This window comes from Streptomyces sp. NPDC101237, assembly GCF_044767465.1.
In the GTDB taxonomy this organism is placed as follows: domain Bacteria; phylum Actinomycetota; class Actinomycetes; order Streptomycetales; family Streptomycetaceae; genus Streptomyces; species Streptomyces gramineus.
In genome coordinates, this window is the sequence record NZ_JBIWNY010000012.1 from 1 (window position 1) to 13,243 (window position 13,243).

Genomic DNA, 13,243 nt, shown 5'->3' on the forward strand with positions numbered 1-13,243 from the left:
GGGGCTCTGGGACGCCCGCCACGCCCCCCCCGCGGTGGGGGGGGGGCGGGGGGGGGGGGGGGGGGGGGGGTGCGGCCGGCGCGCGGGGGGGGGGGGGGGGGGGGCCCGGGGGGCCCCCCGCGGCGGGAGTCGCGCCTCAGTGGGCGGTCAGGCGGGCGATCGCCTCGTCCACCGTCAGCTCCTCGCGCTCGCCGGACCTGCGGTCCTTGAGCTCCATGACGCCCTCGCCGGAGCGGCGGCCCGCGATCAGGATCTGCGGGACGCCGATCAGGTCGGCGTCGGCGAACTTCACGCCCGGGGAGACGCCGGCCCGGTCGTCGACCAGGACGCGCAGCCCGGCGGCGCGCAGCTTCTCCGAGACGTCCAGGGCGAGTTCGGTCTGCAGCGCCTTGCCCGCGGCCACCACGTGCACGTCGGCGGGCGCGACCTCGCGGGACCAGACGAGGCCGCGCTCGTCGGCGGTCTGCTCGGCGAGGGCGGCGACCGCGCGGGAGACGCCGATGCCGTAGGAGCCCATGGTGACGCGGACCGGCTTGCCGTGCTGGCCGAGGACGTCCAGCTTGAGCGCGTCGGCGTACTTGCGGCCCAGCTGGAAGATGTGGCCGATCTCGATCGCGCGGTCCAGGTTCAGGCCGGTGCCGCACTTCGGGCAGGGGTCGCCGTCCCGCACGACCACGACGTCGACGAACTCGTCCACCTCGAAGTCCCGCCCGGACACCACGTTCCTGGCGTGCGTGTCCGCCTTGTTGGCGCCGGTGATCCAGGCGGTGCCGGGGGCCACGCGCGGGTCGGCGACGTACTTCACCTTCTCGCCGAGGCCCTGCGGACCGACGTACCCGCGCACCAGGTCGGGACGGCCGGCGAAGTCGGTCTCGGTGACCAGTTCGACGGCGGCCGGCGCGAAGTGCGCCTCGACCTTGTCCATGTCGACCTCGCGGTCACCGGGAACGCCGACGGCCACGATCTCGCCGTCGACCTTCACCAGCAGGTTCTTCAGGGTGGCGGAGGCCGGCACGCCGAGGTGGGCGGCCAGGGTCTCGATGGTCGGGGTGTCCGGGGTCGGGATCTCCTCCAGCGCGGGCACGGCGGACCCGTCCACCGGCTTCAGCTCGTAGGTGATCGCCTCGGTGTTGGCCGCGAAGTCGCAGTTCGGGCAGTCCGCGAAGGTGTCCTCGCCGGCCTCGGCGGGGGCCAGGAACTCCTCCGACTTCGAGCCGCCCATGGCGCCCGCGGTGGCCGCGCAGATGCGGTAGTCCAGGCCGAGGCGCTCGAAGATCCGCTGGTAGGCGGCGCGGTGCAGGGCGTAGGAGTGGGCCAGGCCCTCGTCGTCGAGGTCGAAGGAGTAGGAGTCCTTCATCAGGAACTCGCGGCCGCGCAGGATGCCGGCCCGCGGGCGGGCCTCGTCCCGGTACTTGCTCTGGATCTGGTAGAGGATGACCGGCAGGTCCTTGTAGGAGGAGGCCTGGTCCTTCACCAGCAGGGTGAAGATCTCCTCGTGGGTGGGGCCGAGCAGGTAGTCGCCGCCCTTGCGGTCCTGGAGGCGGAACAGCTCGGCGCCGTACTCCTCCCAGCGGCCGGTCGCCTCGTAGGGCTCCCGGGGCAGGAGGGCCGGCAGCAGCACCTCCTGGGCGCCGATCGCGTCCATCTCCTCGCGGACGACCCGCTCGACGTTGGACAGCACCTTCAGACCGAGGGGCAGCCAGGACCAGATGCCGGCCGCGGTGCGGCGGACGTAGCCGGCGCGGACGAGCAGCTTGTGGCTGAGGACCTCGGCGTCCGCCGGGTCGTCACGCAGCGTCTTCGCCATCAACTGGGACATGCGTTGGACCGGTGCGTTCGCCATGGTTCTCGTACTCCTGCCGGGAAAGGGTGATGGCTAGGAGGTTAGCCGGGCCTGCCGGGCCGGTGGAAATCCGTTAACGGCGTCCGCTCCCGGCGCGCCGCAGCGGCAGCGGGGCGCCCATCACGGCGTACGGCTTCGGTGCGCTCGGGAAGTGGACCTGGCGGGCCAGGTCGGTGTAACCGAGCGAGTGGTAGAGGCCGCGGGCCGGGCTGTCGGTGTCGATGGCGGAGAGGATCGAACGGGGCTCGGCGGCGCCGTCGGTGATCGTCGTGATCAGCCGGCGGCCGACACCGCGGTTCTGGTGGCGGGGGTGCACGTGCAGCTCGGTGATCACGAAGGAGTCGTCGAGCCAGCCGGCGTGGCCCTCGGCGCGCAGGTAGGGCTCGACGACGGTGGACCACCAGTGGGTGCGGCTGTTCGGCATGCCGTAGACGAAGCCGACGAGCAGGCCGTCGGCGGTCGCGCCGAGCGCCCTGGCACCGGGGTACTGCATGTGGCGGACGACGATCTGGCGGCGTACGGCTACCTCGTCGGGGCCCAGGCCGAAGGCGATCGCCTGGACCGCCAGGGCCTCGTCCACGTGGGCGGAGAGATCCAGGGGGCCGATCACGAGGTCCATGGGGGGAGGGTACAGGCAGGGCTCGGCTCGCGCCCCGTCGCCCGTGGCGGGGGAACGGTCAGAACAGCACGCTCATGAAGGCGCCGACTTCCCTGAAGCCCACCCTCAGATACGTCCTGCGCGCCGCGGTGTTGAAGTCGTTGACGTACAGGCTGACCACGGGCGCCACGTCGGCGAGCGCGTAGCGCAGCACCGCCGCCATGCCGGGGGCCGCCAGCCCCATGCCCCGGTACTCCGGGGCGACCCACACGCCCTGGATCTGGCAGGCCTCGGACGTGGCCGCGCCGATCTCCGCCTTGAACACGACCCTGCCGTGCTCGTCGAGCCGGGCGAACGAGCGGCCGGAGCCGACCAGTTCGGCGACCCTCGCCTGGTAGAGGAGTCCGCCGTCGCCGGCCATCGGGGAGACGCCCACCTCCTCGGTGAACATCGCCACGCACGCCGGCATGATCGACTCCATCTCGTCCTTGCGGATGCGGCGGACGTACGGATCCGGGGCGATGTCGGCGGGCATTTCTTTGGTGACCATCAGGGGCTGGTGGGCGCGGACCTCGCGGGCCGGGCCCCAGTGCGGTTCCAGCAGGCGCCACAGCTGGGTGGTGGCCTCGCTGGGGCCGACGATCGAGGAGCAGCGGCGGCCGGCCCGGCGTGCGCGGTCGGCGAAGGCGCGCACCGCGCGCGGAGTGGCGCAGATCGGGACCAGGTTGGCGCCGGCGTAGCACAGGGACGTGAGCATGCCGTCCTCGTACCAGCCCCACATCTCGCCGCCGAGGCGCCAGGGATCGAGGCCGGCCACCTGGACGCGCGAGGTCACGAAGGCGTTCGTGACCGGCTCGCGGCCGAGGACGGCGAGCGCGGCGTCCAGGTCGCTCGGTTCGAGCACCCGGGAGGTGGTCTGCGTCAACACGTGCGGGGCCTCACACTGAGGGGTTCTGCTGATCTCCGCACTGTACCTGCGGAAGCTTGGCGATGCCGCCCCGTGTGGGTGACCGCGGGCTCGGTGGCCGGTGTCGGCCGCGGTCCCGTCGCCGGGGTCCGCCGTCTGCCGCGACCCCGCTCACAGACGCCCATGGGCCGGGATGGGCCTGTCCGTTCACGAGCGGGGGTGGTCCGTGGCCGCTCGCGCGGTTCCCCGCGCCCGCTTCGGGACGGCGGACCGGCCGGCGTCGACCAGGGTGCGGCCCCTCAGGGTGCGGCGGCGGGGGTGACGAACCCTCCCCCGCCGGCCGGGGACCGCCTCAGCCCGCCACCGAGATCGACGGCTCGCCCGACGCCACGCCGTCCGCCTCCATCTGCTCGGCCAGCTTCATGGCCTCCTCGATGAGGGTCTCCACGATCTTGGACTCGGGGACGGTCTTGATGACCTCGCCCTTGACGAAGATCTGGCCCTTGCCGTTGCCGGAGGCGACGCCGAGGTCGGCCTCGCGGGCCTCGCCGGGCCCGTTCACGACGCAGCCCATGACGGCGACGCGCAGCGGCACCTCCATGCCGGTCAGGCCCGCCGTGACCTCCTCGGCCAGCTTGTAGACGTCGACCTGGGCGCGGCCGCAGGACGGGCAGGAGACGATCTCCAGGCCGCGCTGCTTGAGGTTGAGGGACTCCAGGATCTGGTTGCCGACCTTGACCTCCTCGACCGGCGGGGCCGACAGGGAGACCCGGATGGTGTCGCCGATGCCCTGGGAGAGGAGGGCGCCGAAGGCGACGGCCGACTTGACGGTGCCCTGGAAGGCGGGGCCGGCCTCGGTGACGCCGAGGTGCAGCGGGTAGTCGCACTGCGCGGCGAGCTGCCGGTACGCCTCGATCATGACGACCGGGTCGTTGTGCTTGACGGAGATCTTGATGTCCCGGAAGTCGTGCTCCTCGAAGAGGGACGCCTCCCACAGGGCGCTCTCCACGAGCGCCTCCGGGGTGGCCTTGCCGTACTTCTGGAGCAGACGGCGGTCCAGCGAGCCCGCGTTGACGCCGATCCGGATCGGGGTGCCGTGGTCCTTCGCGGCCCGCGCGATCTCCTTGACCTTGTCGTCGAACTGCTTGATGTTGCCGGGGTTCACCCGGACCGCCGCGCAGCCGGCCTCGATGGCCGCGAACACGTACTTCGGCTGGAAGTGGATGTCCGCGATCACCGGGATCTGGGACTTCCGCGCGATGGTCGCCAACGCGTCCGCGTCGTCCTGCGTGGGGCAGGCGACGCGGACGATCTGGCAGCCGGAGGCGGTCAGCTCGGCGATCTGCTGAAGGGTCGCCCCGATGTCCGACGTGCGGGTCGTGGTCATCGACTGGACCGAGACCGGGGCGTCTCCGCCGACAGCCACGGAGCCGACCTGGATCTGCCGGCTCTTCCGGCGCTCGGCGAGCTTGGTCGGAACGGACGGCATGCCGAGAGAAATCGCAGTCATCTGCTGTGCAACCCCAAGTCGTGGATCTAGGTCCAGGTCCCGTCGAAAGCGGGTTCCAGACTCCGAGATTACGGCACCACCACCGGCGCGAGCACATCCCCTACCGCTAAACCCACTCGATGGAAGCGGCCCGGAACATGCCGTTCCGGGCCGCTTCGAACGCCGCGTGGCTAGGAGATTTTGACCGGGTTAACCACGTCGGCCACCAGGACGAGCAGGGTGAAGCAGATGAAGACGCCCGCGACCACGTAGGCCACCGGCATCAGCTTCGCCACGTCGAAGGGGCCGGGGTCCGGACGGCGCAGGACCCTGGCCAGGTTGCGCCGGAGGGACTCCCACAGGGCGCCCGCGATGTGGCCGCCGTCCAGCGGGAGCAGCGGCAGCATGTTGAAGAGGAACAGGGAGAGGTTGAAGCCGGCCACCAGCATCAGGGCCATGGCCAGCTGCTGGGTGGGCGGGATGTCGAGGGTGAAGATCTCACCGCCGACCCGGGCCGCGCCGACCACGCCCATCGGGGAGTCCGGCTGGCGGGGTGCGCCGTCGAAGGCCGCGTCCCACAGGGCCGGGATCTTGCCGGGCAGGCCGGCGATGGAGTCGACGGCCTCGCCGAGCCGGTCGCCCATCCAGGTCACCGACTGGCCGAGGTCCTGGCGGACGACGCCGGTGGCGGCGCTGAAGCCGAGGAAGCCGGCGGTGACGAACTGGCCCTGGACGATCTGGCCGCTGGAGTCCTTCTTGGCGACCTGGTTGCTGGCGATCCTCGCGTGCAGGGTGACGTCCTTGCCCTTGCGGTCGACGACGATCGCGACGTCCTTGCCGGGGGTGGCGCGGATCAGGTCGGAGAGCTGGTTCCAGCTGGTGGTCGGTGTCCCGCCGAAGGAGACGATCTTGTCGCCGGCCTTCAGGCCCGCGGCGGCGGCCGGGGAGGCCGCGTCGGTCTTCTTGCAGCTGTCGCGGTTCTCGCTCTGGGCGATCACGCACTGGGAGACCGAGCTGACGGTGGTGGTCTGCTGGCTGATGCCGAAGCCCATGAGGACCGTGAGGAAGAGGGCCACCGCGAGGATCAGGTTCATGAACGGGCCCGCGAACATCACGATCACGCGCTTCCAGGGCGCGCGCGTGTAGAAGAGGCGGGACTCGTCGCCGGGCTGCAGCTCCTCGAAGGCGGCCGAGCGGGCGTCCTCGATCATGCTGCGCCAGGGCGAGGTGGAGCGCGCGGTGATGCGGCCGTCGGCGCCCGGCGGGAACATGCCGATCATGCGGATGTAGCCGCCGGCCGGGATGGCCTTGAAGCCGTACTCGGTCTCGCCCTTGTGCCGCGACCAGATGGTCGGGCCGAAGCCGACCATGTACTGCGGGACGCGGATGCCGAAGAGCTTGGCGGTGGAGAGATGCCCCAGCTCGTGCCAGGCGATCGAGACCAGCAGGCCGACCACGAAGACGACTATGCCGAGGATCATCATCAGGGCTGTCATGCACGCGCCTCCGCGGTCGCCGTCTGTGCGGTCAGTTCCCGGGCCCGGGCCCGCGCCCAGGTCTCCGCTTCGAGTACGTCCGGCACGGTGAGCGAAGTTCCCGTACGAGGCGTGCCGTGTTCCTCGACGATCCGGGTCACGGTTTCCATGATCCCGTTGAAGGGCAGCAGACCGCTCCGGAACGCCTCGACGCATTCCTCGTTGGCGGCATTGAACACCGCCGGCGCGGTGCCCGCGAGCTCACCGACGTGCCGTGCGAGGTTCACGGAGGGGAAGGCCTCGTTGTCCAGCGGGAAGAACTCCCAGGTGGAGGCCTTGCTCCAGTCGAAGGCGGGGGCGGCGTCCGGCACCCGTTCGGGCCAGCCGAGACCGATGGCGATCGGCCCCCGCATGTCGGGGGGCGTCGCCTGCGCGATCGTGGATCCGTCCGTGAACTCGACCATCGAGTGGACATACGACTGCGGATGCACGACCACCTCAATCCGGTCGAAGGGAATGTCGTAGAGGAGGTGCGCCTCGATGACCTCCAGTCCCTTGTTGACCAGCGTGGCGGAGTTGATCGTGATGACCGGTCCCATCGCCCAGGTGGGATGGGCGAGCGCCTCCTCGACGGTCACCGTGGCGAGGTCGGCCCTGGTACGTCCCCGGAAGGGACCGCCGGACGCCGTGACGACCAGCTTGCGGACGTCCGCCCGCGTCCCCGAGGCCAGCGCCTGGAAGAGCGCCGCGTGCTCGGAGTCGACCGGGATGATCTGGCCGGGCTTGGCCAGCGCCTTGACCAGCGGGCCGCCGACGATCAGCGACTCCTTGTTGGCGAGCGCGAGAGTGCGGCCCGCCTCCAGGGCGGCGAGGGTGGGCGCGAGGCCGATGGAGCCGGTGATGCCGTTGAGGACCGTGTGGCAGTCGGAGGCGGCCACGGCGGTGGCGGCCTCCGGTCCGGCGAGGATCTCGGGAAGCGGCTCGCCGGGACCGTACAGCGCGGTCAGGGCCTCGCGCAGCGCCGGTACGACGTCCTCGCGGGCGACCGCGACGGTCCGTACCCGCAGGCGGTGCGCCTGCTCGGCGAGGAGGGCGACCCGGCCGCCGTTGGCCGAGAGGGCGGTGACCCGGAAGCGGCCGGGGTTGCGCAGCACGAGGTCGATGGCCTGGGTGCCGATGGATCCGGTGGAGCCGAGGATCACCACGTCCTTGGGGCCGTCGCCCGCGAGCGGGTCGTAGACGAGGTGCGGGTCGGCGAGGGGAGCCGGACTGGCAGGACTGTCGGTCATCCCCCCATTGTGGCCGCATCCGGGGGCCCGGAGGACAGCGCGTCCCTCACGCGGGTGTCTTAGCAGTTCTTGCCGCCCTATGGAGCGGAATTCCCTTTGTGAGGTTCACGTGAAGGTTGTGTGATAACACTTCTTCCGGGCCGGCAGGGGGTCGGCCCGACCGGAAGACATCCTGGGGGGATCTCTCCATGCGTACTCCGCGCATACGCGCCGCCCTGCCCGCGCTCGCGGGCGCCGCGCTGCTCACCGGCACCCTGCTCAGCACCCCGGCGCAGGCCGCCGGCGGCGTGACCGTCTACCACGTGTGGTTCGACAGTCCGGGCAGCGACAACCGCTCCAACGCGAGCCTGAACGCCGAGTGGGTGCAGATCAAGAACACCGGCGGTACGGCCGTCTCGCTCAAGGGCTGGGTCCTCAAGGACACCTCCAACCACCGCTACGTCTTCAAGAACGTCAAGATCGGCGCCCACAAGACGATGAAGGTGCACACCGGCCGGGGCTCGGACACCGCGTCGGACAAGTTCCAGAACCGGGGCGCCTACGTGTGGAACAACACGAGCGACACGGCGACCCTGACCAGGGCGAGCGGCAGCAAGGTCGACTCCTGCTCCTGGACGACGCGGGATCCGAGCGACAAGTACTGCTGACCTACTCGAAGGGGCGGCGGACGTTCTCGTGCCGGGACGGTCCGGGGGTCGCGTCGGCGATCCACGGGCCGTCGTCCGACGGGTCGACGATGCCCTGCTCCAGCCACTCGTAGGAGCCGCCGAGCACGCCCTTGACGACCTTGCGGTCCAGGTCGTCGGTGTTCGACCACAGGCGGCCGAACAGTTCGTCGACGCGGATCCGGGACTGCCGGCAGAACGCGTCGGCGAGCTGGTAGGCCTCGCGCCCGTGGTCGCCCTGGCGGCGCAGCAGTTCGGCGCGCACGCAGGCCGCGCTCATCGCGAACAGTTCGGCGCCGATGTCCACGATCCGGCCCAGGAAGCCCTGCTTGGTCTCCATGCGGCCCTGCCAGCGGGACATGGCGTAGAAGGTGGACCGGGCGAGCTTGCGGGAGTGCCGCTCGACGTAGCGCAGGTGCGGGGAGAGGTCCACGCCGTGCTTGAAGTCGCCGTAGGACGTGGGGACCTGTCCGGGGCCCGCGACCAGCTTCGGCAGCCACTTGGCGTAGAAGACACCCGCGTTCGCGCCCGCCCTCGCCTTGTCCTGGAGGGACTTGTCGGGGTCGATGAGGTCGCCCGCGACCGAGAGGTGGGCGTCGACGGCCTCGCGCGCGATCAGCAGGTGCATGATCTCCGTGGAGCCCTCGAAGATGCGGTTGATGCGCAGGTCGCGCAGGAGCTGCTCGGCGGGGACGGCGCGTTCGCCGCGGGCCGCGAGGGACTCCGCGGTCTCGAAGCCGCGGCCGCCGCGGATCTGGACCAGCTCGTCCGCCATCAGGCAGCCCATCTCGGAGCCGTAGAGCTTGGCGAGGGCGGCCTCGATCCGGATGTCGTTGCGGTTCTCGTCGGCCATCTGGGAGGACAGGTCGACGACCGCCTCCATGGCGAAGGTGGTCGCGGCGATGAAGCTGATCTTGGAGCCGACCGCCTCGTGCAGCGCGACCGGCTTGCCCCACTGCTCGCGGACGGCCGACCACTCCCGGGCGATCTTCAGACACCACTTGCCGGCGCCCACGCACATCGCGGGCAGCGAGAGGCGGCCGGTGTTGAGCGTGGTGAGCGCGATCTTGAGGCCCGCGCCCTCGGGGCCGATGCGGTTGGCGGCCGGGACCCGGACCTGGTGGAAGCGGGTGACGCCGTTCTCGATGCCGCGCAGGCCCATGAAGGCGTTGCGGTGCTCGACGGTGATGCCGGGCGAGTCGGCCTCCACGACGAAGGCCGTGATGCCGCCCTTGCCGTCCGGCGACTTCGGGACGCGGGCCATGACCACGAGCAGGTCGGCGACCACGCCGTTGGTGGTCCACAGCTTGACCCCGTCGAGGACGTAGTCGTCCCCGTCGCGTACGGCGGTGGTGGCCAGGCGGGCCGGGTCCGATCCGACGTCCGGCTCGGTGAGCAGGAACGCGGAGATGTCGGTGCGGGCGCAGCGGGGCAGGAAGGTGTCCTTCTGCTCCTGAGTGCCGAAGATCTTCAGCGGCTGCGGCACGCCGATCGACTGGTGGGCGGAGAGCAGCGCGCCGACCGCCGGGTTCGCGGAGCCGGCCAGGGACAGGGCCCGGTTGTAGTAGACCTGGGTGAGGCCGAGGCCGCCGTACTTGGTGTCGATCTTCATGCCGAGGGCGCCGATCTCCTTGAGGCCGGCGACGACCTCGTCGGGGATGCGGGCCTCGCGCTCGATGCGGGCCGAGTCGATGCTCGTCTCGCAGAACTCGCGGAGGCGGGCCAGGAACTCCTCGCCGCGGCGCACGTCCTCGTCGGCGGGGAGCGGATGCGGGTGGATGAGGTCGAGCCGGAAGCGTCCGAGGAACAGTTCCTTGGCGAAGCTGGGCTTGCGCCAGTCCTGTTCCCGGGCGGCCTCCGCCACCTGACGGGCCTCCCGCTCGGTGACGGTGGGTTTCTTGGTGGTGGGGGCGGACATTGGGGCTCACCTCGCCACGAAAGGGGTTGTTTGAGGACCGTTCGTTACCGACCAGTGCTACTGGATCGTTGGTACCTGAAACGGGCCGCCCCCACCAGTCCTCGCGGTCCGATCGGGTCACCCGGATCCGCCGGGGCGCGCGCCGTGTCGCGTCGGGTCGCCTGCCGGGCGGACGGGCCGGACGGGAATCCGCAGCCCGATGCGGGTCGAAGCGCTTCACCGAGCCCGGAGAGCCGGATGGTCACCCTCGCCGCGCCGAGGTCGCCCAGCACGCCGGAGTCTCGGCGAGCACGGTGAGCTGTGTCCTCAGCGGCAAGCGGTCCGTCTCCGCCACCACCCGGCAGCGGGTCGAGCGGAGCGTCCGCGAGCTGGGCTGCCACCCGAACGCCGGCGCCCGCGCCGGGCCGGCAACCGGTCGGACATCAGCGCGCTCACGGTCCCGCTGCGAGGAGGTGGCGTCGACCGTCCAGGTCGCCGTCTACGACGCCACCAACCCCGAGGCCCGCGACTTCGTGTGGTCCAGGGTGAAGGAGAACCACCTCGACCCCTACGGCATCACGGCGCCGCGGCGGCCCGCGCCGGGGCGGCCGGAGAAAACCCGTTGGCGGGGCACGGCGGCCCCTGCTAGGTTCCTGACGGCCGTGCGAGAGAACCAGGAGGTGGTACCCGTGAACACACTGACGACATGGGTGCTCCCCTCCGGGGTCACGGTCGGGCGGTAGGTCGTCCGGGAGCGCCGTTGCAGCGCATTCCCGAAAGGCACGACCATGCGTCTCACCTCGGAACGACACCTCGACGACGGCGTCGTCGAGCGCACCTTCACCCTCGGCGACGTCCCGGGCGTCCTGTGGACACCCGGATCCGTGTCCGGGCCGGTGCCGCTGATCCTGCTCGGCCACCCCGGCGGACTGCGGCGCATGCACCCCCGGCTGGAGGGCCGGGCCCGGCAGGCAGCCGCGGACGGCTTCGCCTCGGCCACCGTCGAACTGCCCGGAAGCGGTGACCGGCCCCGCCTCCCCGGCGTGGAGGAGGCCCGCGCGGACATGCGCCGGGCGCTGGCGGCCGGCGAACCGGTCGGCGACGACATCGTGGACCGGCTGGTCCTCCCCCTGGTCGAGCAGGCGGTCCCGGAGTGGCGGACCGTCCTGGACGCCCTCCTCGCCCTGCCCGGGATCGGCGGGCCGGTCGGCTACTCGGGAGGAGTGATCTCCATCGGCACCCGGCTGGCGGTGGCCGAACCGCGCATCGCGGCCGCCGTCCTGTTCGCGGGGAGTTTCGTCCCCCGCGCCATGTTCGAGGAGGCCCGCCGGGTCACCGTCCCGCTGCACGTCCTGCTGCAGTGGGACGACGAGGGGAACGACCGGCAGGCCGCGCTGGACCTCTTCGACGCCTTCGGTTCGAAGGAGAAGACGCTGCACGCCACCATGGGCGGCCACACCGGTGTCCCGCAGTTCGCGGGGGACGCGGCGGCCCGCTTCTTCGTCCGGCACCTGGGGTGACGCCCGGCGGCCGGACCGCCACCGCCTGACGGAACACCGGCGGCCGGAGCCCCCGCACAGCGGGCTCCGGCCGTGGTGTCCTGTCCGTGGCAGGTCAGAGCGCGAGACCGGTGAGGACCAGGACTCGCTCGTAGGTGTAGTCGTCCATCGCGAACCTGACGCCCTCGCGGCCGACACCGGACTGCTTGGCGCCGCCGTACGGCATCTGGTCGGCGCGGTAGGAGGGGACGTCGCCGATGACGACACCGCCGACCTCCAGGGCGCGGTGGGCCCGGAAGGCGGTCTGCAGGTCGTGGGTGAAGACACCCGCCTGGAGGCCGTACTTGGAGTCGTTGGCGGCGGCGAACGCCTCGGCCTCGCCGTACACCTTCTGCACGGTGAGGACGGGTCCGAAGACCTCCTCGCAGGAGATCGTGGTGTCCGCCGGGACATCGGTGAGGACGGTCGGCGCGAAGCTGGCGCCGTCGCGGTCGCCGCCGGTGACCAGGGTGGCGCCGGCCTCGACGGCCTCCTTCACCCACGCCTCGACGCGCTCCGCGGCGGCCTCGCTGACCAGCGGGCCGACGTCGGTCCTGTCGTCGGAGGGGTCACCGGTGACCTGGGCCTCCACGGCGGCGACGATGCGCGGCAGCAGCCGGTCGTAGACGGACGCGTCGGCGATGACCCGCTGCACGGAGATGCAGGACTGGCCGCCCTGGTAGTTGGAGAAGGTGGCGATGCGGGTGGCGGCCCAGTCGAGGTCCGCGTCGCTCGCCCAGTCGCCGAGGACGACGGCCGCGCCGTTGCCGCCCAGCTCCAGCGTGCAGTGCTTGCGCGGCACCGAGTCCATGATCGAGTAGCCGACCTTCTCGGAACCGGTGAACGAGATGACCGGGAGGCGCTCGTCCTGGACGAGGCCGGCCATCTTGTCGTTGGCGACCGTGAGGATCGACCAGGAGCCGGCGGGCAGGCCCTCGGTCTCGGCCAGGAGGTCGCCGATGATCAGGCCGGACAGCGGGGTGGCGGGCGCCGGCTTGAGGATGATCGGCGCGCCGGCGGCGATGGCCGGGGCGATCTTGTGCGCGCACAGGTTGAGCGGGAAGTTGAAGGGCGCGATGCCGAGGACGACGCCCTTGGGGAACCGGCGGGTCAGCGCGAGCCGGCCCTGGCCGCCGAGGTCGGTGTCGAGCCGCTGGGCCTCGCCGCCGTTGAAGCGGCGGGCCTCCTCGGCCGCGAAGCGGAACACGGAGACGGCACGGCCGACCTCGCCGCGCGCCCACTTCATCGGCTTGCCGTTCTCGGCGGAGATCAGCCGGGCTATCTCCTCGGTGCGCTCGGCCAGACGCCGGCTGACGTGGTCGAGGGCGGCGGCGCGTATGTGGGCCGGGGTGGCGGCGAACTCGTCCCGCACGGCGTACGCGGCGGCTACGGCTTCCTCGACCTGGGCGTCGGTGGGGACGCTGACCTTGCCGACGAGGTGCCCGTCCCACGGGCTGGTGACGTCGAAGGTGTCCTCGCCGGTGACCTGACGGCCGGCGAGCCAGAAGGCGTGGGTGGCGGTCATGAGAGTCCCGGCCCTTC

General features: G+C 71.6%; 11 protein-coding genes and 1 pseudogene. 4 read left to right on the forward strand and 8 right to left on the reverse strand.

The features are described 5' to 3' along the window. Nucleotides 1-136 precede the first annotated feature (136 nt). The 6 genes from ACIRQ9_RS19565 to dxr form a co-directional block, all read right to left on the reverse strand. On the reverse strand, nt 137-1,843 hold the full coding sequence (locus ACIRQ9_RS19565) for a proline--tRNA ligase (RefSeq protein WP_404174544.1): 1,707 nt from the start codon (nt 1,841-1,843) through the stop codon (nt 137-139). A 73-nt stretch (nt 1,844-1,916) separates the two neighbouring features. Next, the gene (locus tag ACIRQ9_RS19570; RefSeq protein ID WP_404174547.1) at nt 1,917-2,462 is read right to left on the reverse strand and encodes a GNAT family N-acetyltransferase; all 546 of its coding nucleotides are present in this window, start codon (nt 2,460-2,462) and stop codon (nt 1,917-1,919) included. Between the two features lie 58 nt (nt 2,463-2,520). Next, on the reverse strand, nt 2,521-3,369 hold the full coding sequence (locus ACIRQ9_RS19575; RefSeq protein WP_404174550.1) for a GNAT family N-acetyltransferase: 849 nt from the start codon (nt 3,367-3,369) through the stop codon (nt 2,521-2,523). 331 nt (nt 3,370-3,700) lie between these two features. Beyond that, on the reverse strand, nt 3,701-4,858 hold the full coding sequence (gene ispG, locus ACIRQ9_RS19580) for a flavodoxin-dependent (E)-4-hydroxy-3-methylbut-2-enyl-diphosphate synthase (RefSeq protein ID WP_404174553.1): 1,158 nt from the start codon (nt 4,856-4,858) through the stop codon (nt 3,701-3,703). 170 nt (nt 4,859-5,028) lie between these two features. Further along, nucleotides 5,029-6,321, reverse strand: coding sequence for a M50 family metallopeptidase (locus ACIRQ9_RS19585; RefSeq protein WP_404175117.1), 1,293 nt, complete (start codon nt 6,319-6,321; stop codon nt 5,029-5,031). A gap of 8 nt (nt 6,322-6,329) precedes the next feature. Then, a complete protein-coding gene (dxr, locus tag ACIRQ9_RS19590) occupies nt 6,330-7,601 on the reverse strand; it encodes a 1-deoxy-D-xylulose-5-phosphate reductoisomerase (protein ID WP_404174556.1) in 1,272 nt (423 codons plus the stop codon). Between the two features lie 188 nt (nt 7,602-7,789). Here dxr and ACIRQ9_RS19595 point away from each other — a divergent pair, with 188 nt between their 5' ends. Beyond that, a complete protein-coding gene (locus ACIRQ9_RS19595) occupies nt 7,790-8,248 on the forward strand; it encodes a lamin tail domain-containing protein (protein WP_404174563.1) in 459 nt (152 codons plus the stop codon). A gap of 1 nt (nt 8,249) precedes the next feature. Here ACIRQ9_RS19595 and ACIRQ9_RS19600 read toward each other — a convergent pair whose 3' ends face one another. Next, nucleotides 8,250-10,184, reverse strand: coding sequence for an acyl-CoA dehydrogenase family protein (locus ACIRQ9_RS19600; protein WP_404174566.1), 1,935 nt, complete (start codon nt 10,182-10,184; stop codon nt 8,250-8,252). 293 nt (nt 10,185-10,477) lie between these two features. Here ACIRQ9_RS19600 and ACIRQ9_RS19605 point away from each other — a divergent pair. The 3 genes and pseudogenes from ACIRQ9_RS19605 to ACIRQ9_RS19615 all read left to right on the forward strand — a co-directional run. Further along, nucleotides 10,478-10,632 (forward strand): annotated as a pseudogene (locus tag ACIRQ9_RS19605) (LacI family transcriptional regulator); the annotation flags it as partial. A gap of 4 nt (nt 10,633-10,636) precedes the next feature. Next, the gene (locus ACIRQ9_RS19610; protein ID WP_404175144.1) at nt 10,637-10,906 is read left to right on the forward strand and encodes a hypothetical protein; all 270 of its coding nucleotides are present in this window, start codon (nt 10,637-10,639) and stop codon (nt 10,904-10,906) included. A gap of 45 nt (nt 10,907-10,951) precedes the next feature. After that, nucleotides 10,952-11,683, forward strand: a complete 732-nt coding sequence (locus tag ACIRQ9_RS19615; protein ID WP_404174570.1) for a dienelactone hydrolase family protein — start codon at nt 10,952-10,954, stop codon at nt 11,681-11,683. 94 nt (nt 11,684-11,777) lie between these two features. On the opposite strand, the gene ACIRQ9_RS19620 is transcribed toward ACIRQ9_RS19615, so the two are convergent. Next, entirely contained in the window at nt 11,778-13,226 is a 1,449-nt protein-coding gene (locus tag ACIRQ9_RS19620; RefSeq protein WP_404174573.1) for an aldehyde dehydrogenase family protein, read from the reverse strand. Nucleotides 13,227-13,243 lie beyond the last annotated feature (17 nt).

Coding starts and splice junctions, on each gene's coding strand:
- ACIRQ9_RS19565 (WP_404174544.1), bottom strand. CDS start 1,843: ATGGCGAACGCACCGGTCCAACGCATGTCCCAGTTGATGGCGAAGACG.
- ACIRQ9_RS19570 (WP_404174547.1), bottom strand. CDS start 2,462: ATGGACCTCGTGATCGGCCCCCTGGATCTCTCCGCCCACGTGGACGAG.
- ispG (WP_404174553.1), bottom strand. CDS start 4,858: ATGACTGCGATTTCTCTCGGCATGCCGTCCGTTCCGACCAAGCTCGCC.
- ACIRQ9_RS19585 (WP_404175117.1), bottom strand. CDS start 6,321: ATGATGATCCTCGGCATAGTCGTCTTCGTGGTCGGCCTGCTGGTCTCG.
- dxr (WP_404174556.1), bottom strand. CDS start 7,601: ATGACCGACAGTCCTGCCAGTCCGGCTCCCCTCGCCGACCCGCACCTC.
- ACIRQ9_RS19595 (WP_404174563.1), top strand. CDS start 7,790: ATGCGTACTCCGCGCATACGCGCCGCCCTGCCCGCGCTCGCGGGCGCC.
- ACIRQ9_RS19600 (WP_404174566.1), bottom strand. CDS start 10,184: ATGTCCGCCCCCACCACCAAGAAACCCACCGTCACCGAGCGGGAGGCC.
- ACIRQ9_RS19615 (WP_404174570.1), top strand. CDS start 10,952: ATGCGTCTCACCTCGGAACGACACCTCGACGACGGCGTCGTCGAGCGC.
- ACIRQ9_RS19620 (WP_404174573.1), bottom strand. CDS start 13,226: ATGACCGCCACCCACGCCTTCTGGCTCGCCGGCCGTCAGGTCACCGGC.